25 protein-coding genes are annotated in these 21,151 nt (G+C 69.8%); 17 read left to right on the top strand and 8 right to left on the bottom strand.

Going from position 1 to position 21,151, the window contains the following annotated elements; translation table 11 throughout:
- Positions 1-54 precede the first annotated feature (54 nt).
- The 8 genes from thrC (at position 55) to BLU08_RS00855 (ending at position 5,408) form a co-directional block, all read left to right on the top strand.
- Entirely contained in the window at positions 55-1,488 is a 1,434-nt protein-coding gene (gene thrC / locus BLU08_RS00820; RefSeq protein ID WP_090194098.1) for a threonine synthase, read from the top strand.
- Positions 1,488-2,387, top strand: a complete 900-nt coding sequence (locus BLU08_RS00825) for a class I SAM-dependent methyltransferase (RefSeq protein WP_090194100.1) — start codon at positions 1,488-1,490, stop codon at positions 2,385-2,387. The genes thrC and BLU08_RS00825 overlap by 1 nt, the downstream gene beginning before the upstream one ends.
- Before the next feature lie 17 nt (positions 2,388-2,404).
- Positions 2,405-2,788, top strand: a complete 384-nt coding sequence (locus BLU08_RS00830; protein WP_090194102.1) for a dihydroneopterin aldolase — start codon at positions 2,405-2,407, stop codon at positions 2,786-2,788.
- 3 nt (positions 2,789-2,791) lie between these two features.
- Positions 2,792-3,106: a Rossmann fold domain-containing protein gene (locus BLU08_RS00835; RefSeq protein ID WP_090194104.1), complete on the top strand. Its 315-nt coding sequence runs from the start codon at positions 2,792-2,794 to the stop codon at positions 3,104-3,106.
- Positions 3,103-4,173 carry a GTP 3',8-cyclase MoaA gene (gene moaA, locus BLU08_RS00840; RefSeq protein WP_090194106.1) on the top strand — a complete coding sequence of 357 codons (1,071 nt, stop codon included), beginning with the start codon at positions 3,103-3,105 and terminating at the stop codon, positions 4,171-4,173. The genes BLU08_RS00835 and moaA overlap by 4 nt, the downstream gene beginning before the upstream one ends.
- Before the next feature lies 1 nt (position 4,174).
- Positions 4,175-4,447: a MoaD/ThiS family protein gene (locus tag BLU08_RS00845; protein WP_090194108.1), complete on the top strand. Its 273-nt coding sequence runs from the start codon at positions 4,175-4,177 to the stop codon at positions 4,445-4,447.
- A 1-nt stretch (position 4,448) separates the two neighbouring features.
- A complete protein-coding gene (locus BLU08_RS00850) occupies positions 4,449-4,910 on the top strand; it encodes a molybdenum cofactor biosynthesis protein MoaE (RefSeq protein WP_090194111.1) in 462 nt (153 codons plus the stop codon).
- 63 nt (positions 4,911-4,973) lie between these two features.
- Positions 4,974-5,408, top strand: coding sequence for a hypothetical protein (locus tag BLU08_RS00855; protein ID WP_090200828.1), 435 nt, complete (start codon positions 4,974-4,976; stop codon positions 5,406-5,408).
- Positions 5,409-5,478: 70 nt separating this feature from the next.
- Here BLU08_RS00855 and BLU08_RS00860 read toward each other — a convergent pair whose 3' ends face one another.
- On the bottom strand, positions 5,479-6,168 hold the full coding sequence (locus BLU08_RS00860) for a Crp/Fnr family transcriptional regulator (protein WP_090194113.1): 690 nt from the start codon (positions 6,166-6,168) through the stop codon (positions 5,479-5,481).
- On the bottom strand, positions 6,165-6,698 hold the full coding sequence (locus BLU08_RS00865; RefSeq protein ID WP_157674401.1) for a hypothetical protein: 534 nt from the start codon (positions 6,696-6,698) through the stop codon (positions 6,165-6,167). Before BLU08_RS00865 ends, BLU08_RS00860 begins: the two co-directional genes overlap by 4 nt.
- 247 nt (positions 6,699-6,945) lie before the next feature.
- Between BLU08_RS00865 and rplU the strand changes: the two genes are divergently transcribed.
- The 3 genes from rplU (at position 6,946) to BLU08_RS00880 (ending at position 8,671) form a co-directional block, all read left to right on the top strand.
- The gene (gene rplU / locus BLU08_RS15605) at positions 6,946-7,608 is read left to right on the top strand and encodes a 50S ribosomal protein L21 (RefSeq protein WP_369816806.1); all 663 of its coding nucleotides are present in this window, start codon (positions 6,946-6,948) and stop codon (positions 7,606-7,608) included.
- A 22-nt stretch (positions 7,609-7,630) separates the two neighbouring features.
- On the top strand, positions 7,631-7,900 hold the full coding sequence (rpmA, locus tag BLU08_RS00875) for a 50S ribosomal protein L27 (protein ID WP_090194120.1): 270 nt from the start codon (positions 7,631-7,633) through the stop codon (positions 7,898-7,900).
- Between the two features lie 231 nt (positions 7,901-8,131).
- Positions 8,132-8,671 (top strand): GNAT family N-acetyltransferase, encoded by a 540-nt coding sequence (locus tag BLU08_RS00880; protein WP_090194124.1) that lies wholly within the window; start codon positions 8,132-8,134, stop codon positions 8,669-8,671.
- Positions 8,672-8,691: 20 nt separating this feature from the next.
- Here the strand turns inward: BLU08_RS00880 and BLU08_RS00885 are convergent, their stop codons facing one another.
- The gene (locus BLU08_RS00885; protein WP_090194127.1) at positions 8,692-9,600 is read right to left on the bottom strand and encodes a metal-dependent hydrolase; all 909 of its coding nucleotides are present in this window, start codon (positions 9,598-9,600) and stop codon (positions 8,692-8,694) included.
- Positions 9,601-9,653: 53 nt separating this feature from the next.
- Between BLU08_RS00885 and BLU08_RS00890 the strand changes: the two genes are divergently transcribed.
- Positions 9,654-10,265, top strand: coding sequence for a TetR/AcrR family transcriptional regulator (locus BLU08_RS00890; protein WP_090194130.1), 612 nt, complete (start codon positions 9,654-9,656; stop codon positions 10,263-10,265).
- Here BLU08_RS00890 and BLU08_RS00895 read toward each other — a convergent pair.
- A complete protein-coding gene (locus tag BLU08_RS00895) occupies positions 10,262-11,005 on the bottom strand; it encodes a folate-binding protein YgfZ (protein ID WP_090194133.1) in 744 nt (247 codons plus the stop codon). The genes BLU08_RS00890 and BLU08_RS00895 overlap by 4 nt on opposite strands.
- A complete protein-coding gene (locus BLU08_RS00900; RefSeq protein WP_090194136.1) occupies positions 11,002-11,910 on the bottom strand; it encodes a RimK family alpha-L-glutamate ligase in 909 nt (302 codons plus the stop codon). The genes BLU08_RS00895 and BLU08_RS00900 overlap by 4 nt, the downstream gene beginning before the upstream one ends.
- Before the next feature lie 69 nt (positions 11,911-11,979).
- On the opposite strand from BLU08_RS00900, the gene pyrC reads away from it, so the two are divergent.
- The gene (pyrC, locus tag BLU08_RS00905) at positions 11,980-13,017 is read left to right on the top strand and encodes a dihydroorotase (protein ID WP_090194139.1); all 1,038 of its coding nucleotides are present in this window, start codon (positions 11,980-11,982) and stop codon (positions 13,015-13,017) included.
- 12 nt (positions 13,018-13,029) lie between these two features.
- Here the strand turns inward: pyrC and rarD are convergent, their stop codons facing one another.
- On the bottom strand, positions 13,030-13,959 hold the full coding sequence (gene rarD, locus BLU08_RS00910; RefSeq protein WP_090194141.1) for an EamA family transporter RarD: 930 nt from the start codon (positions 13,957-13,959) through the stop codon (positions 13,030-13,032).
- A gap of 330 nt (positions 13,960-14,289) precedes the next feature.
- On the opposite strand from rarD, the gene BLU08_RS00915 reads away from it, so the two are divergent.
- Entirely contained in the window at positions 14,290-15,015 is a 726-nt protein-coding gene (locus tag BLU08_RS00915; protein ID WP_090194143.1) for a hypothetical protein, read from the top strand.
- 9 nt (positions 15,016-15,024) lie between these two features.
- On the opposite strand, the gene astD is transcribed toward BLU08_RS00915, so the two are convergent.
- Together astD and BLU08_RS00925 are read right to left on the bottom strand one after the other, a co-directional pair.
- Entirely contained in the window at positions 15,025-16,440 is a 1,416-nt protein-coding gene (gene astD, locus BLU08_RS00920) for a succinylglutamate-semialdehyde dehydrogenase (protein WP_233996034.1), read from the bottom strand.
- Positions 16,441-16,521: 81 nt separating this feature from the next.
- Complete coding sequence (locus BLU08_RS00925) at positions 16,522-17,973, bottom strand: protein adenylyltransferase SelO family protein (RefSeq protein WP_090194145.1); 1,452 nt, start codon at positions 17,971-17,973, stop codon at positions 16,522-16,524.
- A 108-nt stretch (positions 17,974-18,081) separates the two neighbouring features.
- On the opposite strand from BLU08_RS00925, the gene BLU08_RS00930 reads away from it, so the two are divergent.
- The 3 genes from BLU08_RS00930 to BLU08_RS00940 all read left to right on the top strand — a co-directional run bounded on the left by BLU08_RS00930 (position 18,082) and on the right by BLU08_RS00940 (position 21,080).
- The gene (locus BLU08_RS00930) at positions 18,082-18,948 is read left to right on the top strand and encodes an alpha/beta fold hydrolase (RefSeq protein WP_090194149.1); all 867 of its coding nucleotides are present in this window, start codon (positions 18,082-18,084) and stop codon (positions 18,946-18,948) included.
- A complete protein-coding gene (locus BLU08_RS00935; protein WP_233996035.1) occupies positions 18,945-20,087 on the top strand; it encodes a glycosyltransferase in 1,143 nt (380 codons plus the stop codon). The genes BLU08_RS00930 and BLU08_RS00935 overlap by 4 nt, the downstream gene beginning before the upstream one ends.
- Before the next feature lie 192 nt (positions 20,088-20,279).
- Positions 20,280-21,080 carry a tetratricopeptide repeat protein gene (locus BLU08_RS00940; protein ID WP_233996036.1) on the top strand — a complete coding sequence of 267 codons (801 nt, stop codon included), beginning with the start codon at positions 20,280-20,282 and terminating at the stop codon, positions 21,078-21,080.
- Positions 21,081-21,151 lie beyond the last annotated feature (71 nt).

The following is a 21,151-nucleotide window of genomic DNA, read 5'->3' on the forward strand; positions in this document are numbered from 1 at the left end:
CGCGCGGCCCGCGCCATTGCCGCACGTCCCGCGGCGCGCTAACCGCCGTATTCGATGGAATACCTATCCACACGGGGGAGCGCGCCCGCGCTCGATTTCGAAGGGGTGACGCTGGCGGGGCTCGCGAGCGACGGGGGCCTCTACCTGCCGCGCGAATGGCCGCGCTTCTCGCCGGAGGAGATCCGGGCGATGCGCGGGCTGTCCTACGCCGATATCGCCGCGCGGGTGATGCAGCCCTTCGTCGAGGGCAGTCTTACCGCCGGGGAACTGTCCGCGATCTGCCACGAGGTCTATGGCGAATTCGGCCACGCCGCCGTCACGCCGCTGGTCCAGCTCGACGAGCGCCACTGGCTGCTCGAACTCTTCCACGGGCCAACGCTCGCGTTCAAGGACGTCGCGCTGCAATTGCTCGGGCGCCTGTTCGAGACCTTCCTCGATCGGCGGGGCGAGCGGCTCACCATCGTCGGCGCGACCAGCGGGGATACGGGCTCCGCCGCGATCCGCGCGGTCGCGGGCCTCGAGAGGGTCGAGATCTTCATGCTTCACCCGAAAGGCCGGGTGAGCGAGGTCCAGCGCCGCCAGATGACGACCGTGCGCGCGCCCAATGTCCACAACCTCGCAATCGAAGGCAGCTTCGACGACGCGCAGGCCCATGTGAAGCGGATGTTCGGCGATCCCGCGATCAACGGACCGCTCGCGCTGGGTGCGGTCAATTCGATCAACTGGGCGCGGCTGATGGCGCAGGTGGTCTATTACTTCGCCTCCGCCCTGCAACTGGGCGCACCCGACCGCCCGGTCGCCTACAGCGTGCCGACCGGCAATTTCGGTGATGTCTTCGCCGGCTATGTCGCCGCGAAGATGGGCCTGCCCGTCGAACGGCTGATCGTCGCGACCAATGTCAACGACATCCTCCACCGCGCGCTCACCAGCGGGGATTACAGCGCCGGCGATGTGACCGCGACTCACACGCCGTCGATGGACATCCAGGTAAGCTCCAATTTCGAGCGGCTCCTGTTCGATTGCGGCGGCCGCGACGGGGCCGCCATGGCGGAACAGATGCGCGGGTTCGAGACGGCGCGGGCGATGCAGCTGACGAACGCCCAGAGGGAGGGCGCCGCGGCGCTCTTCACCAGCTGCCGCGCCGACCAGGACGACACCGCGCGCGCCCTGCAATGGGCGTGGCGGCAGGCCGGGCAGGTGATCGACCCGCACACCGGGGTGGGCCTCCACGCGAGCCTCGCCTGCGCCGCGAAGGGCGCGGTCGAACCCGGCACGCCGCTGGTCACGCTCGCCACCGCCCACCCGGCCAAGTTCCGCGAAGCGGTCGAGCGCGCGATCGGCGTGCGCCCGAACCTGCCGGGGCGGGTCGGCGACCTGTTCGCCCGCGAAGAGAGCTTCACCGAGCTTCCCGGCGATTACGAGGCGAGCCGCGATTTCGTGCTCGAACACGCGCTTGCCCGGACCGACGCCGACCCGGCGGAGGCCTGATGGCGCAACTCGCGCCCGCTCCTCTCGTGATGGAATGCCATGGCTGGGACGCCTACCGCCTGATCGACAGCGGGGCGGGGCGCAAGCTCGAGGCGTTCGGCCCCCATGCCTTCATCCGGCCCGAGCCGCAGGCGCTGTGGCGGCCGCGGCTTGCCGACTGGCGCGCGGCGGGCGAATTCGTCCCCGGCTCGGACGAGGACGGCGGCGGGCGGTGGGATTTCGGGGAGGATCTGCCCGAAGAGGGCTGGCACCTGGCCTGGAACGAGGTCCGCTTCACCGCCCGCCCGACGCCCTTTCGCCACCTGCAATTCTTCCCCGACATGGCCGTGGTGTGGGACTGGATGCGCGCGCAACTTTCGGGCCGCGAGGATGCCGCGACGCTCAACCTGTTCGGCTACACCGGCCTCGGCACTCTCGCCCTGTCGCGCCATGGCAGCGTGACGCACGTCGATGCGTCGAAGAAATCGGTCGCGCAGGCGCGGGACAACGCGGCGCTTTCGGGCATGGAGGACCGGCCGATCCGCTGGCTGGTCGACGACGCGGCCAAGTTCACCGCGCGCGAGGTGCGGCGCGAAAGGCGCTATGACGGGATCATCCTCGACCCGCCCAAGTTCGGGCGCGGGCCGAAGAACGAGACCTGGCGGCTGGAAGAGGGCCTCGCCCCGCTCGTCCACGATTGCGCCAGGCTGCTCGATGCCGACAGCCGGTTCCTCTTCCTCACCGTCTATGCCGTGCGGATGAGCAGCCTCGCGCTCGCCGGACTGCTGGAAGAGGCGCTCGTCCACCTGCCCGGCGGAATCGAACACGGGGACCTTGCCGTGATCGAGGAACCTGCCGGAGACGCCCCGCGCCGCCGCCTGCCGACCGCGATCTTCGCGCGCTGGAGCAATCCGGGCTAAGGGCGCTCATGACCGCAATGACCGATTCGCTAACCCTCGAAGTCGCCGATCTCGAAGTCGATGTCCTGACCGGCATTTATTCGGAGGAAACCGGACGTCCGCAGCCGCTCCGCATCTCGGTCGCGGCGCGCTACCGGCCCGCCGAACGCTACGATCCCGACACGCCGCTCGATGCCAGCAAGAACTACATGGACCTCAAGTTCGCGGCGACCGAAGGCCTGCCGCAGGGCGTCCATTTCAAGCTGATCGAGGCGGTCGCCGAGCACATCTGCGAAACCCTGTTAATCGGCGACGCGCGGGTCGAGGCAGTGACGGTCAAGATCGTCAAGCTCGCGATCGCCGAAGCGGGGGAAAGCATCGGCATCACCCTCCACCGCGAACGCCCGCGCGGCGGGGAATAGGCCTTGCAGGTCGTCCTCACCGTCGCCTCCCTGCCGCAAGAACCGCTCGCCGCGAGCGCGGTCCTCCACGCGCGGCACCTCGCCGAAGCCGAGGCGATGCTGGAAGGCGAGGGCGTGACGGCGCTCGCGATCTGCCTGCCCGCCGCCGGGACGGACCACGACGACTGGCGCCGCACGCTCGCCCGCGACCTCGCCCGCGCGTGGACGCCGAAGCGGGTCAACCTCGTCGGCGGACCCGGGGGCGAGGCCCGCGCGGCCGCGCTCGCATATTTGGCAGATGCGCCCGGCATTACAGGGCAGTATATCCCGCTTTCATGAGCGAGCAGCGGCGCGTCACCACGATCGATTCCCTCACGCGGCGGCGCGACCTCATCGCGGTCAATGACGAGCCGCGCCCGCTGGTCGACGCTTTCCGCCGTGCCATCACCTACCTGCGCCTCTCGGTGACCGACCGCTGCGATCTGCGGTGCAGCTACTGCATGCCCGAACGCATGACCTTCCTGCCCAAGCGCGAGGTGCTGAGCCTCGAGGAGCTCTACGAGCTTGCCTGCGGCTTCATCGAGCGCGGCGTGACCAAGATTCGCATCACGGGGGGCGAACCGCTGGTGCGGCGCGACATCATGCACCTGTTCGAGATGCTGGGGCGGCGGCTCGGCCACGGGCTCGACGAGCTCACGCTCACCACCAACGGCACGCAGCTTGCCCGGCACGCCGAGGCGCTGGCCAAGGCGGGCGTGCGGCGGGTCAACGTCTCGCTCGACACGCTCGACCGCGCCCGGTTCGAGGCGCTGACGCGGCGCGATGCGCTGCCGCAGGTGCTGGAGGGGATCGCCGCCGCGCGCGAGGCCGGGCTAAGGGTCAAGCTCAACGCGGTCGCGCTGAAGGGGATGAACGAGGAGGAACTGCCCGACCTCATCGCCTGGGCGCACGGCGAGGGCCACGACGTGACGCTGATCGAGGTGATGCCGCTCGGCGATGTCGAGGCGGAACGGCTCGACCAGTATCTCCCTTTGTCCGAGGTCCGCGCGCGGCTGGAGCAGCGCTGGACGCTGACCGATACGAGCCACGCGACCGGCGGCCCGGCGCGCTATGTCGAGATCGCCGAAACGCGCGGCAGGCTCGGCTTCATCGCGCCGCATACGGGCAATTTCTGCGCCGGCTGCAACCGCCTGCGCGTCACCGCGACCGGGCAGCTCTACCCCTGTCTTGGCGGGGCGGAGCGGGTCGACCTGCGCGCCGCGCTGCGCTCCGAGCGGCCGGAGGAGGAGCTTGCCGCGGCGCTCGGACGGGCCATGGCGATCAAGCCCGAAAGGCACCGCTTCCGCATGGACGAGCGCGGGGCGGGGCCGCAGCTCGGCCGCCACATGTCGATCACCGGAGGCTGAAGTGGGCGCACCGGGGAGCGAAGGCGGCGGCGGCAGCGTGACGCTCGTCTTTCTCGGGCCGCTCGCGGACCTTGCCGGGACCGGGCGGCGCATCGTCACCGCCCCGCTCGACTGGTCGGGGCTGCTCGCATCGCTCGAACCCGCGCTCGCCCGGGAGGTCGCGGGCGAGCGTGTCCACTTGGCCTGTGCGGGCCGCGTGCTCTCCGACAAGACCGCGCTCGACGCGCGCGATGGGGACGAGGTCGCGCTGCTCCCGCCGGTTTCGGGCGGCTGACATGATCCGCGCGCGCGTCGGCTGCGGCCCCTGGCACCCGGCGGATCTCGACCGGGAACTTGCCGCGGCGGGCGGCGATGCCGGGGCGCAGGCGAGCTTTGTCGGGCGGGTGCGGGGCGATGACGGGGTCGAGGCGCTCGAACTCCTCCATTACGAACCGCTCACCCGCCCGGCCATGCAGGACATGGTCGAGCGCGCGGCGCGGCGCTTCGGGGTCGGGGCGCTGCTGGTCTACCATTCGCTCGGCCTCCACACGGTCGGGCAGCCGCTGGTCTATGTCGGCGCCGCGGCCACCCACCGGCGCAGCGCGATCGAGGCGGTCGATTATTGCATGGATCATCTCAAGGCCGCCGCATGGCTGTGGAAGCGCGAATTGCGCCGCGGCCGATGGCGCTGGATCGAACCGCGCGTCGAGGATCACGCCGACCTTGCGCGCTGGCGCGGAAAAAACGCGCCTGTTTGACCGCGATCAACGAAGCACGGCGGCGCCGCGCTAATTTCCCTTCATCGAAGAAGGAGGGAGATGATGAGCAAACAGGTTCGGGACATCCTCGCCCGGGGCGACGCGCGGATCGTCGATGCGCCCGCACAGGTGCCAGCACCGGTCCCCGCACGCGACCGCAGCTTCGGCCTGCCGGGCGCGCTCTATGGCGTGACGGCGGCGTGCTATCTCGGCTTTGTCGGCGTGACCGCCATGGCCTTCGCCAATCCGGCGCTCGCGATCCCGATGACGATGATCGCGCTGTTCGTCGTCGCGGCCTTCGGCGTGCCGGCGATCTGGACGCGCATGAAGGGCAATGACGGCAGGCCGCTCAGCCTTGGCCAGTTCGGACGGTTCGGGATCGTGACCCACACGGGCGCGTGCGCCCCGCGCGATGCGGCGGTGCAGGTCCTGCTGCTGCCGGTGCTGGTGTTCTTCTGGGGCCTCGCGGCGGCGACCATCGCGGCGCTGGTGTCCTGAGAAGGGCCTGCTGCGAAAGGGTTTCGGCGGGAGCGCCAGCTTCCGCCGAGGGGCGCCGGACCTCTCCCCCCTAGCGCCCCGAAATTTCGTGGAGGAGTGCGGGGTCGAGCAGTTCGATCCCGCGCTTGCCCTTGCGCCGGATCGCGCCGGTATCCTCGAGCTCGCCGAGCTTGCGGCTGACCGTCTCGATCGTCAGGCCGAGCATGTTGGCGATTTCCCCGCGGGTCAGCGGCAGGTCGAATTCGGCGGCGACATGGCACGAGGACTGGCTCGCCGCGGCGGCGAAATCGTGCAGCAGGGCGGCAAGCCGCGCCTCGGCGCTGGCGTGGCCGGTGAGTTCGAGCAGGGCGCGCGTCGCGAGCAGGTCCTCGTGGCTGCGGCGCAGCAGCGCGCGGGCGAGGGCGGGGTGATCGTCGATCGCCCGTTCGAAATCGCCGCGCGCGAAGGTGCACAGCTTGCTTTCGGTCAGGGCGACCACGTCGTGATGGGCGAAGGGGGCGAACAGTTCCCCGATGAAGCCCGCCGGGTGGACCAGCGCGAGGATCTGCTCGTTCCCGTTGGCGTCGATCGCCGAGACCTTGAGCGCTCCCGATACCAGCGTCGCGCAGGCCGCGTCCTCGTCCCCGGCGGCGAAGAGCATTTCGCCGCGCCGCAGGGTGCGCGTGTGCCCGGCGGCGGCCATGGCATCGCGTTCCTCGGGGGTGAGCACCGCGCAGGCCGCGGTCTCGCGCACCGGACAGGTGGTGCATTGCAGGTTCATCGATCCATCTCCGTCCAAAGCTCGGCCAGCACAGCGTCCTGGTGTTCGACCAGTGCCAGCACGAGGGCGCGTGCGGCGTCGATGTCACCCGTCGGTGCGAAAGTGGTGGCGGCCTCGGCCGCAAGCAAGTCGAGATCGCCGAGCGGGACGGCGGTCGCGCTCCTGAGGGCGGTCAGGTCCGACAGCGCGGTCAGCGCTGCGGCGCGCGCATCGCTGTCGATCCCCCGTCCGCGCGCCGCGCCGACCTGCGCCGCGACGCTGTCCTCGCGCTGCTCGAAACGGGCGTGGGAGCCTTGCGCGTCGTCGACGAGGGCGGCGATCGCCGCGGAGCCCGCGACGGGCGGAACCGGCGCCGGGACCTCGGCCGGTGTCGGCCCGGATCGGGCGCCTTCGGTCGGGAGGAAGCGGCCATATTGCCGCTCGACATCGCGAATCGCGAGCGAGGGATAGTCCCCGCCCGCGCCCGCACATCCGGCGCAAAGCGCGCCCGGGAGCAGGACTGTCAAAATGCGCGGAGGGAGTGTCATCATGCCTGTGTCGTGTTAGCATGACACTCGCGCCCGGCAAAGCCGCAAGAGGCGCCCTTCGGGGTCGGCAGCCCTTCGCGGCGCAAATTATGCCGGGGCGGCGTTGACTTGGGATGCCCTTTCGCCTAACGGCACGCTTCTTTCCGGCGCGGCATCGTCGCAGCGCCCACTGCCGCCTGGTCGGCGCGGAGTGTCCGAAAGGGAAACTCCGCCGAAACCGGGCACAGCAAGAGATTGAGAGTAAAAAGCCATGTTCGCGATAGTGCGTACCGGCGGCAAGCAATATCGGGTTGCCGCCGGAGACAAGATTGCCGTTGAAAAGCTCGCGGGCGAGGCCGGCGACACGATCACGCTGGGCGACGTCCTTCTGGCCGGCGAAGGCGATTCGCTCGCCGACGCGTCCAAGGTGACCGTCTCGGCCGAGATCATCGCCCAGGCGAAGTCCGAAAAGGTCATCGTCTTCAAGAAGCGTCGCCGTCACAACTACCGCCGCAAGAACGGCCATCGCCAGCAGATGACCCTGCTGCGCATCACGGACGTGGGCACCGGCGGGGCGAAGAAGGCCGCGGCCAGGAAGGATGCGGCTCCCAAGGCCGAAACCAAGGGCGCCGAAACCAAGGGCACCGATACCGCGGGCACCGACACCAAGAGCGACCGCGACACCGGCAACCTCTCGCTGATTTCGGGCATCGGCCCGACGATCGAGAAGAAGCTGCGCGAGGCGGGCATCAACAGCTGGGAAGACATCGCCGGCTGGGACGAGGCCACCGCGAACAAGTGGAACGACGAGCTCAAGCTCGGCAATCGCCCGATCAAGGACGAGTGGGCGGTGCAGGCGCAGGAACTGCTCGACGGCAAGCCGCCGCGCGCGAAGGTCGACCAGGCCGAAGCCGCCTCGGGCGAAGACAAGTAATTCAAGGCAAGGGTACAGGCTCATGGCACACAAGAAAGCAGGCGGCTCGTCGCGCAACGGGCGCGATTCCGAAGGCCGGCGCCTTGGCGTCAAGAAGTTCGGCGGTCAGGACGTGATCGGCGGCAACATCATCGTGCGCCAGCGCGGCACCAGGTTCTATCCCGGCTCGAACGTCGGCATGGGCAAGGACCACACCCTCTTCGCGCTCGAAGCGGGCGTGGTGCGATTCCACAAGGGCAAGCTCGGCCGCAAATACGTCTCGGTCGACATGATTGCCGAGGCAGCCGAATAATCGGACGATTCGCTGACGGGATCGTCCAGCGGGACGGTCCCAGCCGGCAAGCATCCGGCGACCAGGAGGGAGATGGGGCCGCCCCGTCTCCCCCTTTTCGTTTGCGTGTCGGTTTCACGCGCCCCGTTCTCCCTCTGCCGCAAAGCCGTTGGAATCATAAAATTTCACGGCCATGAAATTGTCACGCATCCCGCTTATCGGCGGCGACGCGGGGCGAGGAAGGGAGAACTCGTGTTTCATCGCAGCGAAAGACTGTTCCTGCGGCCGATCTGGCCAGAGGACTGGCAGGGCGTCCTGGGCGGCATCCGGGACGAAAGCGTGGTGCGAAACCTCGCCACCGTGCCCTGGCCCTATGACGAGAACCATGCGCGCGAATTCGCGGGGCGCGCGTTCGATCCGTTCCATCCGACGTTTCTCGCCACGCGCGCCTCGGATGCGGCGGTGGTGGGCTGCATCGGGCTGGGTGCGGTGGAAGGCAGGGAAGCGGTCGAACTCGGCTACTGGATCGCACGGCCGTTCTGGGGGCAGGGCTTCGCCACCGAGGCCGGACGCGCCGTGGTCGGCATCGCGCGCGTGCTGGGCCATCGCGAGCTCGAATCCTCGCATTTCCTCGACAATCCCGCTTCCGGGCGCGTCCTTCGCAAGCTCGGTTTCGAACCGACCGGACGGATCGTGCAGCGCCATTCCTGCGCGCGCGGGCAAGAGGTCGAAGCGGCCGAATATCGCCTTCGGCTGGTCGCGTCGGAAGGCGAAAGGCAGCGCGCGGCCTGACCGCCGCGCGCCCTTCCGGCTCACTCGGCGGGCATCACCGCGTCGGCATAGGGGCTCTGCCACCTGGCGATGAGCGCCCGGTCGTCGTGCTGCCAGGGGTGAAAGCCGGGTTTCAGGATCGCGGCCCATTCGAAGAACATGCGCCGCATCATGCCCGGACGGCCCCACAGGAACCAGGCGAGTTTCAGTCGCCCCTTCCAGCGCGGGATCCCGTCCTGCTCCAACAGGCCGAGCGCGTCGCGCACGCGGTTGCGGAAATACTTGCGCGTGATGAGGATGGCGAGCAGCGTCTTCACCCGCCAGCGTTTCCAGTCTGACCAGTCCTTCGTCGCGTGGAGCCAGACGTCGTAGGTCAGCCCCTTGTGCTCGACCTCCTCGGTCGCGTGCCAGCGCCAGATTTCCGCCGCGATCGGGTCCGCACCCTCGAGAAATTCGGGATAGGCGAGCAGGTGGCGCGAGATGATCGCGGCGAAATGTTCGAGCGCGATGGTGATGGCGAGGTTGAATTCGACCGGGCGTCCCTTGGTCAGGTCGAGCATGACCTGGATGCCCTGGTCGATCGATTCGACGTTGTAGCCATGGTCGGACACCAGCCGGTTGAAGGCGACGTGTTCGCGCGTGTGGTTGATCTCCTGCGCGCAGAAGGCCTTGATCTCAGAGGCGAGCCTGGGCGGGACCGACCCGCGGAATTCGCGCAGGGTGTCGATGAAGAAGGCTTCTCCGCGCGGCAGGCTGGCCGAGATCGAATTGTACCACGCGGTCGCGACCGGATCGCCCGAATGCCAGTGCCGCGGGACCAGCGCGGCGCGGTCGAAGCGTTCGTTGCGGACCGTCAGTTCATGGTCGTGGGGCGTTGCGCCGATGTCCTGCGGGGCGTTGTGCGAGCCGCGCGCGGCCGCTCCATTCGCCGGTGCCGTGTGCTTGTTCATGTCCGCAATCCCCGTTAATCCCCACCGGCGATGACCTTGTATACCCCAAAGCCATGACCGGCCGCAAACGCTTAACGCCCGAGGAATCCCGCAGTTCCGCGCTCGAGGCGGCGCGCGCCCTGCTGATCGAGGCGGGTCCGCAGGCGGTCACGCTGAAGGCGGTTTCGGCCCGGATCGGACGGACCCATGCCAACCTGCTGCACCATTTCGGCTCGGCGGCGGGGCTGCAGAAGGCGCTTGCCGAACATCTCGCGCGGACCGTGTGCGAGACAATCATCGAGGCGGTCCATGCCAGCCGCGCGGGGCTCGGCAGCCCGCGCGAAGTGGTCGATCTCGCCTTCGACGCCTTCGACCGGGAGGGGGCGGGGGCGCTTGCATCCTGGATGCTGCTGACCGGGAACGAGGACGCCCTGAATCCGATCATCGGGACGATCCACGATCTCGTCGACGAGATCGCGCCCGAGGAAGCCGGGCACGTCGATCAGGACGGGGGCGAGCCGCGCCAGGTCCACCGCGAGACGCTCAGCCTCGTCCTGCTCGCCATGGGCGACGCGCTGATCGGGGCGGCGCTGGCGAAATCGCTCGGCCTCCCGCGCGAGGCGGCGCGGGTGCGCGCGGCGGAACAGCTCGCCGCATCGCTCGCCCGCTATCAGCGCGCCGGCTAGGCGGACACGCCCGCCGCCTGCCAGTCGGGCAGGGTCGCCGGGTCGAGATCGTCCACGCGCAGGTGATCGACCGCCTTGCCGAGCGCAGGGTAAGCCGCCTTGCGCCGCTTTTCCTGCGACCTTTCGAGGTCCACCACGACCAGCCGGCGGTTGACCTTCTGCCGCCAGTTCATCCGCGCCGTGTTCTCCTGTCCGACATAGCAGCCCTTGTCGAAGCTCACCCCGTGCAGTTCGACCGCGTTGGTTTCCAGCCACAGGATGTCGCCGAGCTCGCCCTGCCCCTCGGGCACGCCGTGGGCGAGGCGGTGGGCGAGCCAGGCCTCGTCCGCGCCTTCCTCGCCGTCATTGGCGGGCGCGAGCCAGCGCCACCCGAGCGCGGCAAGGCGCGGGTCGGCGGCGGCGCCTTCGCGGGGCTGCGCGCTCCAGTGGACGGCGAGCGTTTCGTCCCGCGCGATGTCGATCGCCCGGCGCAGGCGATAGAGGCCGAGCCGTTTCGCAAGATCGTCCGCCGCACACGCCTCGCAATCGAGCAGGACATCAGCTCCGTCTCCCCAGACCAGGAAATCGAACATCGCCTTGCCCTGCGCGGTCAGCAGCGCGGCATAGACCGGACCCTGGGCGAGCCGTTCGGCGCGCACGTCGTTGGTGACGAGGCCCTGGAGAAAGGCGGAGCCGTTTTCGGACGGGTCGCGCGGCGAAACCCGGATCACGGCGCGGTTGGCAAGGCGGGTGGCAGTCATGGGCGGCTCCCTTCTTCCGGCAGGTGCAGGCGGGCGAGCGTCCGGGCGAGATGTTCGCCCACCCGTTCGCCCTGTTCGGGGTAGAGATAGGGTTCGATCAGCTCGGCTTCCATCAGAAGCAGGGCGCGGTCGTGCCGGACCATGTCGATCCGGGCGTAGAGCGGCGGGTCGAAGGGCAGCGCGGCGAGCACGGCGCGCGCGCTTGCGGCCTCCTGCGGCGAGGGTTCGTGGCGGCTTTCGATCCCGCCATAGAGCGACTGGATGCGATAATCCCCCTTCGCCGCGCGCTTGCACAGCGCGTGCGAAAGCTCGCCCGCGACGAAGACGAAGCTGAGTTCGCCCTCCGTTTCGATCGCCGGGAGGAAGGGCTGGACGATGGCCGGCCGGCCAAAGCGCCAGTCGGGGCCGGGCAGGTCGGCGGCATGGAGCAGGACCTGCCCTTCGGCCCCGGCGCCGACCTGCCGTTTCAGGACCAGCCGGTCGCAGCCGAATTCGGCGAAGGCCGAACGGACATCCGCGGCGGTGACATCGTTCATGAACTGCGAGGGAATGATCGGCGCGCCTGCCGCCTCGAGCTCGCCGAGGTAGGATTTCGTGAGGTTCCACCGGACCACGGCGGGCGGGTTGTGGACCGCGATCCCGCGCGCTGCGAGCGCTTCGAGCCGGGCGAGGAAGGCGGCGGCCTTGTCCTGGTAATTCCACGCGGTGCCCAGCAGCACGGCCGCGATCCCGTCGAATTCGGCGAGCGGCGCTTCCCAATCGATCACCCGCATCGCAATCCTTTCGCCGGCAAGCGCGGGTTCGAGCGCGGCGACCATGAGATCGTGCTCGTAGGCATCGCCGCGGCGGCGTGCGCCCGCGCCGGGCAGTGTCGTCTCGCAGGCGAGGAAACCGATCGTGGTCATGGTTCGCGGCCTCTAGGACCGCTTCAAGCCTCTGGAAAGACCCTGCGCGCGCGCCTACAGGTCCGGGGCATGACCGACAGCCTCACGATCCGCCGGCCCGACGACTGGCACCTCCATTTCCGCGACGGCGCGGTGATGCGCGCCGTGGTGCCCTATACCGCGCGCCAGTTCGCCCGGGCGATCGTCATGCCGAACCTCGTGCCGCCGATCACCACCGCCGAAATGGCCGCGGCCTATCGCGAGCGGATTCTTGCAGCCGTGCCCGAAGGCGTGCGCTTCACCCCGCTGATGACCTGCTACCTCACCGACACGACCGATGCGGACGACCTCGCGCGCGGCGCGGCCGAAGGCGTGTTCACCGCGGCCAAGCTCTATCCTGCCAACGCCACCACCAATTCCGCCGCCGGGGTGAGCGATGTCGAACGCATCTATCCCGTGCTCGAACGGATGGAGGCCGAGGACATCGTGCTGTGCATCCACGGCGAAGTGACCGATCACGACATCGACATCTTCGACCGCGAGGCCGAGTTCATCGACCGGCACTTGAAGGCCATCATCCGCAATTTCCCGAGGCTGCGCGTCGTGTTCGAACACGTCACCACCGCCGATGCGGTCGCCTTCGTCACCGGCTGCGGCCCGAATGTCGCGGCGACCATCACGCCGCAGCACCTCCACCTCAACCGCAACGCCATGCTGGCGGGCGGCATCCGGCCGCACAATTACTGCCTGCCGGTCGCCAAGCGCGAGAAGCACCGGATCGCCCTGCGCGCGGCGGCGACTTCGGGCAGCCCCAAGTTCTTCCTCGGCACCGACAGCGCCCCGCATTTCCGCCACGACAAGGAATCGGCCTGCGGCTGCGCGGGCATCTTCGGCGCGCCCCACGCCCTCGAAAGCTATCTCGCGGTGTTCGAGGAAGAGGACGCGCTCGGCCGGTTCGAAGGCTTCGCCTCGCTCCACGGCCCGGCCTTCTACGGCCTGCCGGTGAATGAGGAGACGATCACGCTCGAACGCGCGGAAGTCGCGGTGCCGGAGGAACTGGCGCTGGCGGGCGCGGCGATCGTGCCGTTCCACGCCGGGCAGACGCTCGGCTGGCGGATCGCCGCCTAGCGCGCCCGGCGGCTATCTCGCCGCCACGCTGCGCGCCGCCTTCGCCCGGCGGCCGCGCGCGAGGAGATCGGCGACGAAGATGCCGACCGCGGTCCAGATCAGCAGGAAGCTGAACAGCTGGACCGGGCGCAATTCCTGCCCGAACACGGTGAGGCCCAGCAGGAATACGATGGTGGGCGCCAGATACTGGATGAAGCCCAGGGTCGAATAATCCATCCGCTTCGCCGCGATCGCGAAGAGGAGCAGCGGCACCGCGGTGACCACGCCGGAAAAGGCGATCAGCAGGCTCTGTCCCCAGTCCGTGCCGAAAGCCGGTCCGGCGGGCGTCTGCGCGTACCACGCGGCGATTCCCGCGGCGGGGAGCAGCAGCAGCACGCTTTCGACCGTGAGACCGGGTAGCGAGCCGACCGGCACCCGTTTCCGCACCAGCCCGTAGAGGCAGAAGCTGAGCGCCAGCGCCACGCTGATCCAGAGCGTCGTGATCGCCCCTGCGGCAAGGATCGCCACGGCGCTTGCCGCGACCGCGACCGCAACCCATTGCAGGCGCGACAGCCGTTCGCCCAGCACCAGCGTGCCGAGCAGCACGTTCAGCAGCGGGTTGAGGTAATAGCCGAGGCTTGCCGCATAGACCTCGTTCGCGGTGATCGCCCAGATGTAGACGAACCAGTTGATCCCGATCAGCGTCGCGCTCGCCAGCAGGGCGAGCATGGCGCGCGGGTTCGACAGCGCCTGCCGCAGCGCGGGGAACTGCTTTCGCAGGGCGACGATCACAAGGCAGAGCGGCAGCGTCCAGATGATCCGCCAGCCGACGAATTCGAACGGCGGGATGTGCCGCACCAGCAGCAGGTAGAGCGGCAGGAATCCCCAGATCGTGTAGGCGCCGAGCGCAGCGGGAAGGCCGGAGGGTTCGCCGCTGGCGGAATCGGGGAAGAGCGCGCGCATCAGGGCGCGGCAGGTAGGCCGCGGAGCGCGGGCGCGCAAGCCGCGGAAAACCGATCGAGGTGAACGGATGCTGTCGCGCCGGATGCACGTCCGTTCAGGAAAGGTGAGCTATGGATGAACGGGAAATCGCGGCGAGGCACTGGTTGCCCGGTCCCCGCCTCCTTCTTGGGCCATCCCACCTATGGTCCGGGCGCGGCCCCCACCAGCCGCGGAAGGCGCCCTCGTCTCCCCATGGGAGGCGGGGGCGTCTTCACTTTCGCGCGCTTATCGGCCGCGCGGGAGCGCGTGGTTGGCGGGATGTTAACCGGAACCATGCGAGGCGCCCCGGCGATGATCCGCGCGCTTTCGCCCCTCCCGTTCGCCCTGGTTCTCGCGCACGCCCTCGCGCTCGCCGGCTGCGGGGAGGAGCCGGCTGCGAAGACCGGCGGCGATCCGCTGGCGGCCGATCCGCTGCTCGCCGCGGCGCTCCACGACCCGCTCATGACCGACCCCGATCTTTCCCACCGCAACGAAGCCAATGCGGTGCTGACCGTTCCCGCAAGCCACGCCCTGCCGCCGCTGCGCCGGAGCGAGGAGGCCGCGCAGGCCGCGCGCGAGGCGGCGCGGCTCGAACTGCTCGAGGGCGGGCGCATCCCGGAATTGCCGAGGGCCGGGGCGGCGAAGGGGCCGGACGGCTTCGCCGGGGCGCCGACGGCGTCTGCGATGCTCGCCGCGGCGGGGGCGCCCGGTCGCTGCACGCGGGGGCTGGAAGCGGGCTTCGCCTTCGCCGCCGACCTTCCCGCGATGGCGCGGATCATGCCGCACGGCATGGTCAGGGCGGCGGCGGGAGGCACGGCGTGCGGGGCGCGGGCGGTGCGCTATCTCACCCCGGCGGCGGCCGAGGACGTGCTGCAATACCATTTCACCCGCGCCGCGCGCGCGGGAACGGCCCCGCGCCTTCACGACGCGCCCGTGCGCATGGTCGCCGCCTCGGGCGAAGGGGGGGCGATGCTCGTCGCCGTGGGCGCGGGGCCCGGCGCCCTCACCGCGGTCGATATCGTCTGGTGGCGGCCCTGAGCCGGGCCTTCAGGGCTTCAACCCGATCCCGATATTGGCGCGCGGCTGGTCCATCTCGGTGCTCGCGACCGGATAGGCGCAGTAATCGGCGGCGTAATAGGCGGCCGCGCGGTGGTTGCCCGACAGGCCGATCCCGCCGAAGGGCGCTTTCGACGAGGCACCGTTCGTCGGCCGGTTCCAGTTGATGATCCCGGCGCGCACGTTCGCCCAGAACCGCCCGTAATCCTCGGGCGCGCCGCCGATCAGCGCGGCGGAGAGGCCGAAACGGGTGTTGTTCGCCTCGGCGATTCCCGCGTCGAGATCGGGCACGCGCACGACCTGGAGCAGCGGGCCGAACAGCTCGATGTCGGGCCGGTCGGGAATATCGGTCACGTCGAGGATGCCGGGGGTGAGGAAGGGCCGGTCGGGAATCGTCCGCCGCATCGGGGCCAGCACGCGTCCGCCCGCGGTCATCAGTGCGACGAAGCTCTCGCTCAGCCGTTCGGCGGTGTCGTTGTCGATCACCGGCCCCATGAAGGGCTGCGGATCGTTCAGCGGATCGCCCACCACCAGCTGCTTCGTGAGCGGGACGAGTTCGGCCATGAGATCGTCGTAGACGCTTTCCTTCACCACCAGCCGGCGCGCGGCGGTGCAGCGCTGGCCCGCGGTGGTGAAGGCGCTCTGCACGACCAGCGCGGCGGCATCGGCGAGCTTGGGCGTGTCGATCACGACGATCGGGTTGTTGCCGCCCATCTCCAGCGCGAGGATCTTGCCCGGATTGGCGGCGAGCTTGCGGTTGATCGCGATCCCCGCCTGGGCGGAGCCGGTGAAGAGCACGCCGTCGATCCCGGGATGGGCGACCAGCGCCTTGCCTTCCTCCGGTCCGCCGATGACCAGCTGCACGACGTTTTCCGGCACGCCCGCCTCGTGCAGGCAGCGCACCAGCATCGCGCCGGCCGCCGGGGTCTTCTCGGACGGCTTGAACAGCACCGCATTGCCCGCGATCAGGGCGGGCACGATGTGGCCGTTGGGCAGGTGCGCGGGGAAATTGTAGGGGCCGAGCACGGCCATCACCCCGTGCGGCTTGTGCCGCACCGCGGCGGTGCCCTGGATGCCGCTGTCGAATTTCTTCTTGCCGGTGCGTTCGGCATAGGCCTGGACCGAGATGTCGACCTTGCCCATCACCGCGTCGATTTCGGTGCGGGCTTCCCACAGGGGCTTGCCCGCCTCGCGCGCGATCAGGTCGGCGAATTCTTCCGCGCGGTCGCGCACCGCGTTGGCGAAGCGGCGCATGGTGTCGATCCGGTCGGCCAGCGGGCGCGCGGCCCAGTCGGGCCAGGCGCGCCGCGCGCGGCTCACCGCGGCATCGACATCGCCGTGTTCGCCCCGCCACAATTCCTCGCCCGTCGCGGGCGCGGTCGAGATCAGCGTCGCCGGTTCGCTCACGTCAGCCTGCCTTCAAAGCGGATGGTCTTCCCCCCCTTCATCGGCGCCCGGGTACTCCCAAGAGGCCGCAAAAGCTAGGGGTCAGCGGCCTTGCCCATGGGACGCGTGCCCGGTCGGGACATGTCCGGCGGGGGTGGGGGCGGGGCCGTGGGCCTCGCCCATGCGGCGCAGGGCGGCGACCTTGCGCGCGAGCGGCTGCCAGTCGTCGCGCTCGGCGATCGCGGACCAGATGCCCTCGACCTCCTCGATCAGCATCGACTGGGGGGCCTCGTCCGACCAGTAGGGATGGTCGCTGGCCGCGGCTTCGTAGCCGTCGAGCGCCGGGGCGAGATCGGCCGGCGGCTCGCCCGCGGCGATCGCGCGGCGCAGGCGGAAGAAGAAATCGTCCGGCCCCTCGCCGCTTTCGCGCATCGCCTTCTCGCACGCCGCGACGAGCGCGCCGTCGGGCTCGGCCCCGCGCGGGCGCACGCCGAGCCGCCAGCACCAGCGCCGCGCGACCGCCGCCATGTAGAGGTCGGGGAACCGGCCCAGCGCCGCGATCAGCGGCTCGCTTTCGGCGAGCAGCCGCAGCGCGACCGCGAACTGGCCGCAGTTCCAGTGGATCGCCTCGGGCTGGCGGCCGAAGGCATAGAGCCCCGCATGGTCGAAATAGGCCGCGGTGAAGGACGGGTCCCAGCGCGGCAGCCAGCGCCACGGGCCGTAGTCGAAGCTTTCGCCCGTCACGTTCATGTTGTCGGTGTTGAGCACGCCGTGCACGAAGCCTGCGACCATGTAGCTCGCCGCGAGGTCGGCCATGCGTTCGACGACCTGGTGCATCAGCCGGATCGCCGGTTGCTCTGGCGCGGGCACGGATTCGAGCATGTCCGCGGGCGGCGGCGGGCCGGGGAAGCGGGTCAGGCAATAGTCCACCAGCCGCTCCATCTCCTCGCCCTGTTCGTGCGCGAGCAGGCGCTGGAAGCTGCCGATGCGGATATGCGAATGCGACAGCCGCACCATCACCGCCGAACGCGCGGGCGAAGGCTCGTCGTTGCGCCACAAATCCTCGCCGGTCTCGATCACCGAGAAGGTGCGCGAGGTGTTCACCCCCAGCGCCTCGAGCATTTCGGTCGCGAGGATTTCGCGCACCGCGCCCTTCAGCGTCAGCCGCCCGTCGCCCGCGCGCGAAAAGGGTGTGGTCCCCGATCCCTTGGTGCCGAGGTCGAGCAGGCGGCCGTCGGACGAACGCAACTGCGCGAAGAGGAAGCCCCGCCCGTCGCCGATCTCGGGATTGTAGACCCGGAACTGGTGGCCGTGATACTTGAGCGCGAGCGGCTGCGGCAGGTTGCCTTCCAGGGCGCGGAACCGGCCGAAATGCGCCGCCCATTCGTCGTCCGAGAGCCCGGCCAGCCCGACCTCGGCCGCCGCGCGGTCGTTGCGGAAGCGGATCTCGGTCCGCGGGAAGTCCGCCGGCTCGACCGGCACGGCGATGAAGTCCGCGATTTCGCCGATTGCTGTCTCGCCGCCCTGCGCGGCCGCTTGCGTGTCCTTGTCCATCCGCGCGAGTGTGGCGATGCGCCTCGCCCCTTGCAAGCGCCGCGAGGCGGCCTATGCGCGAATGCGGACAACCGCCGCGTGTCGAGAATCGAAGGAAAATCCGCCGCCATGGCAGCAAGCTACGACGATTGCAGCTGGACCAGCCCGGACGGTCTGACCCTGCATTACCGCGATTATCCCGGACCCGAAGGCGGCACGCGGACCCCGGTGCTGTGCCTGCACGGCCTGACCCGCAACGCGCGCGATTTCGCCGACCTTGCCCAGCACATCGCGCAGACCCGCCGTGTCATCGTGCCCGACATGCGCGGGCGCGGGATGAGCGACTACGCCCCCGATCCCGAGACCTACAACCCGCTGACCTATGTCGCCGACGTCGAGAAACTGCTGGCCGAACGCGGCCTGACCCGCTTCGTTTCGATCGGCACCTCGATGGGCGGGCTGATGACCATGCTGCTTGCCCAGGCCGACGCCGACCGGATCGCCGCGGTCGTGCTCAACGACATCGGGCCGGTCATCGAACCGGCCGGACTGGAACGGATTTCCGGCTATGTCGGCCAGGGGCGCAGCTATCCGACCTGGATCCACGCCGCCCGCTCGCTCTGCGAAGTGCACGGCGAGGCCTTCCCCGACTACACGCTCGAAGACTGGCTCGACATGGCCAAGCGGATCATGGTGGTGAGCCAGAACGGGCGCATCAGTTACGATTACGACATGGCGATCGCCGAACCCTTTGCCAAGCCCGGCAACGCCGCGCCGGCCGACCTGTGGAGCGCGTTCGAGACGCTTGCGGGCAAGCCGATGCTGCTGGTGATCGGCGAATTGTCGGACCTCATCTCGCCCGCGACGGTCGAACGGATGCGGGAACTGAACCCGCGGCTGGAAACCGTCACCGTGCCGCGCGTCGGCCATGCCCCGACCCTCGACGAGCCCGAGGCGCGCGCGGCGATCGACGCCCTGCTGGCCGGGGTCGAGTGACCGCGCCCGCCGCTCGCCCGCCGCGCGTCCTGCACTGCCACTCGACCTTCGCGGCCGGGGGCAAGGAACTGCGCGCGGTCAGGCTGATGAACGCCTTCGGCGGCGCGCTCGAACACGCGGTGGTTTCGGGCGAGCCGGGCGAGACCGGGGCGCGGGACCATGTCGCGCGCGCGGTCAAGGTTTCCTTCCCCGCCGATTTCCCGGCGCTCACCGGGTTTCCCTCGCCCGGACGGCTGGTCGCCATCGCCGAGGCGATGAAGGGCTACGACCTCGTCCTCACCTATAACTGGGGCGCGATGGACGCGGTGATGGCGCACACCCTTTTCGCGCAGGCGATGGGCCTGCCGCCGCTGATCCACCACGAGGACGGCTTCAACGAGGACGAGGTCGACGAACTGAAGGCGCGGCGCAACTGGTACCGCCGGATCGCGCTCGGCCGGACTCATCGCCTGATCCTGCCGAGCGAGCGGCTGGAGAAGATCGCGCGCGAGGCGTGGAAGCAGCCGCCCGCCCGGATCGTGCGTATCCCCAACGGCATCGCGACCGCCCGCTTCGCCCGCAAGCCGAAGCCGGGCTCGTTCCGCGTGGTCAAGCGCGAGGGCGAACGCTGGGTCGGGACGCTCGCCGGCCTGCGCCCGGTAAAACGATTGGGCGACCTCGTCCGCGCGCTGACCGCGCTCGGCGAGGAATGGCACCTCGTCATCATCGGCGAGGGGCCGGAGCGCGATTCGATCCGCGCGGTCGCAGACGAGCTCGAGATCAGCCACCGCGTCCACCTGCCCGGCAGCCATCCCGACCCGGCAGAGGTGATCGGCCTGTTCGACATCTTCGCCCTGTCGAGCCGGTCGGAGCAGTTCCCGCTTTCGGTGGTCGAGGCGATGGCCGCCGGGCTCGCGATCGCCGCGCCCGACGTGGGCGACATCCGCGCGATGTTGGCCGATGCGAACCGGCCCTTCATCGCGGTGCCCGGCGACTGGCAGGCGCTCGGCCAGATGCTCGCCGACCTCGCCGCCGAACCGGACCTTGCCGCCGAAATCGGCGCGGCGAACCGGGCGCGCGCGCGGGAGCTGTATGACGAGGCGGCGATGGTGGCGCGCTACCGCGAAGTCTATGGCGAGGCGCTGGGCCGGGCGATCTAGCGACCCCGTCGCGCCCCTTTCGCTTCATCGCCGGTTCAACTGGCGCACGGCAAGGGACGGCGCCACCCGCTGCCTTGGCATTGCGGAAGGCGGCGCACCTGCCTAAAGAGCCGCAACCTGCAAACATATGTCGGTGCCGCCCGTCCGCTTCGGGCCTCGGGCGGGCACGAATGGACAAGGAACCCTTCTTCCGTGGCGCTTATCCCTACGAAGACCGATCGATCGAAACCGGCTGCGGACCGCGCAACGCCGGCGCCTTCGGCCGAGGACGAGGTCCTGATCCGCGAGATCGACGAAGCCGTGCGGCAGGACGATGCCGCCGCCTTCATGAAACGCTACGGCCCGGCCCTGGCCGGGATCCTGGTGGTCTTCCTCGCCGCCTTCGGGGGCTGGCTCTACTGGCAGAACCAGCAGGAGGCCGAGCTCGAGGCGCAGTCGGAAACGCTCATCACCGCCCTGGACGCGGTCGATGCGGGCGATTACGAGGCGGCGAGCGAGCGGGTCGAACCGCTCACCGCCGACGGCACGGTCGGGGCGCGGGCGGCGGCGCTGTTCCTGCAGGCGGGCGCGGCGCTGGAACAGGGCGAAACCGCGCGCGCGGTCGAAATCTACGCGGCGATCGCCGCCGACGAGGAAATCCCGGCACCCATGCGCGACCTTGCCCGGCTGCGCGAGGTGGCGAGCAATTTCGACGAGCGCGACCCGGCGGACGCCATCGCCAAGCTCGAACCGCTCGCCCGGCCGGGCAGCATTTTCTACGGCAGCGCCGCCGAACTCACCGCGATCGCCCATCTCGAAATGGGCAATCGCGACGAGGCGGGCGAGATTTTCGCCGCCATCGCCAAGGACGACGACCTGCCCGACACGCTGACTCGCCGCGCCCAGCAGCTTGCCGGGGTGCTCGGCGTCGACGCGATCGAGGATGTCGAGGCGCTGCTGCGCGAGGAAGGCGCGCTCCCCGAAGAGGGCGCCGGGGTCGACGCGGGAGAATGAACTGGCAACGAGCCGCACGGCGGGCCCCGGGGGCATCGGCCGCGCGGATCCGGCGGGAACGGCGGGACGGG

Origin of the sequence: Erythrobacter sp. HL-111 (assembly GCF_900105095.1) — a bacterium.
Classification (GTDB): Bacteria; Pseudomonadota; Alphaproteobacteria; order Sphingomonadales; family Sphingomonadaceae; genus Erythrobacter.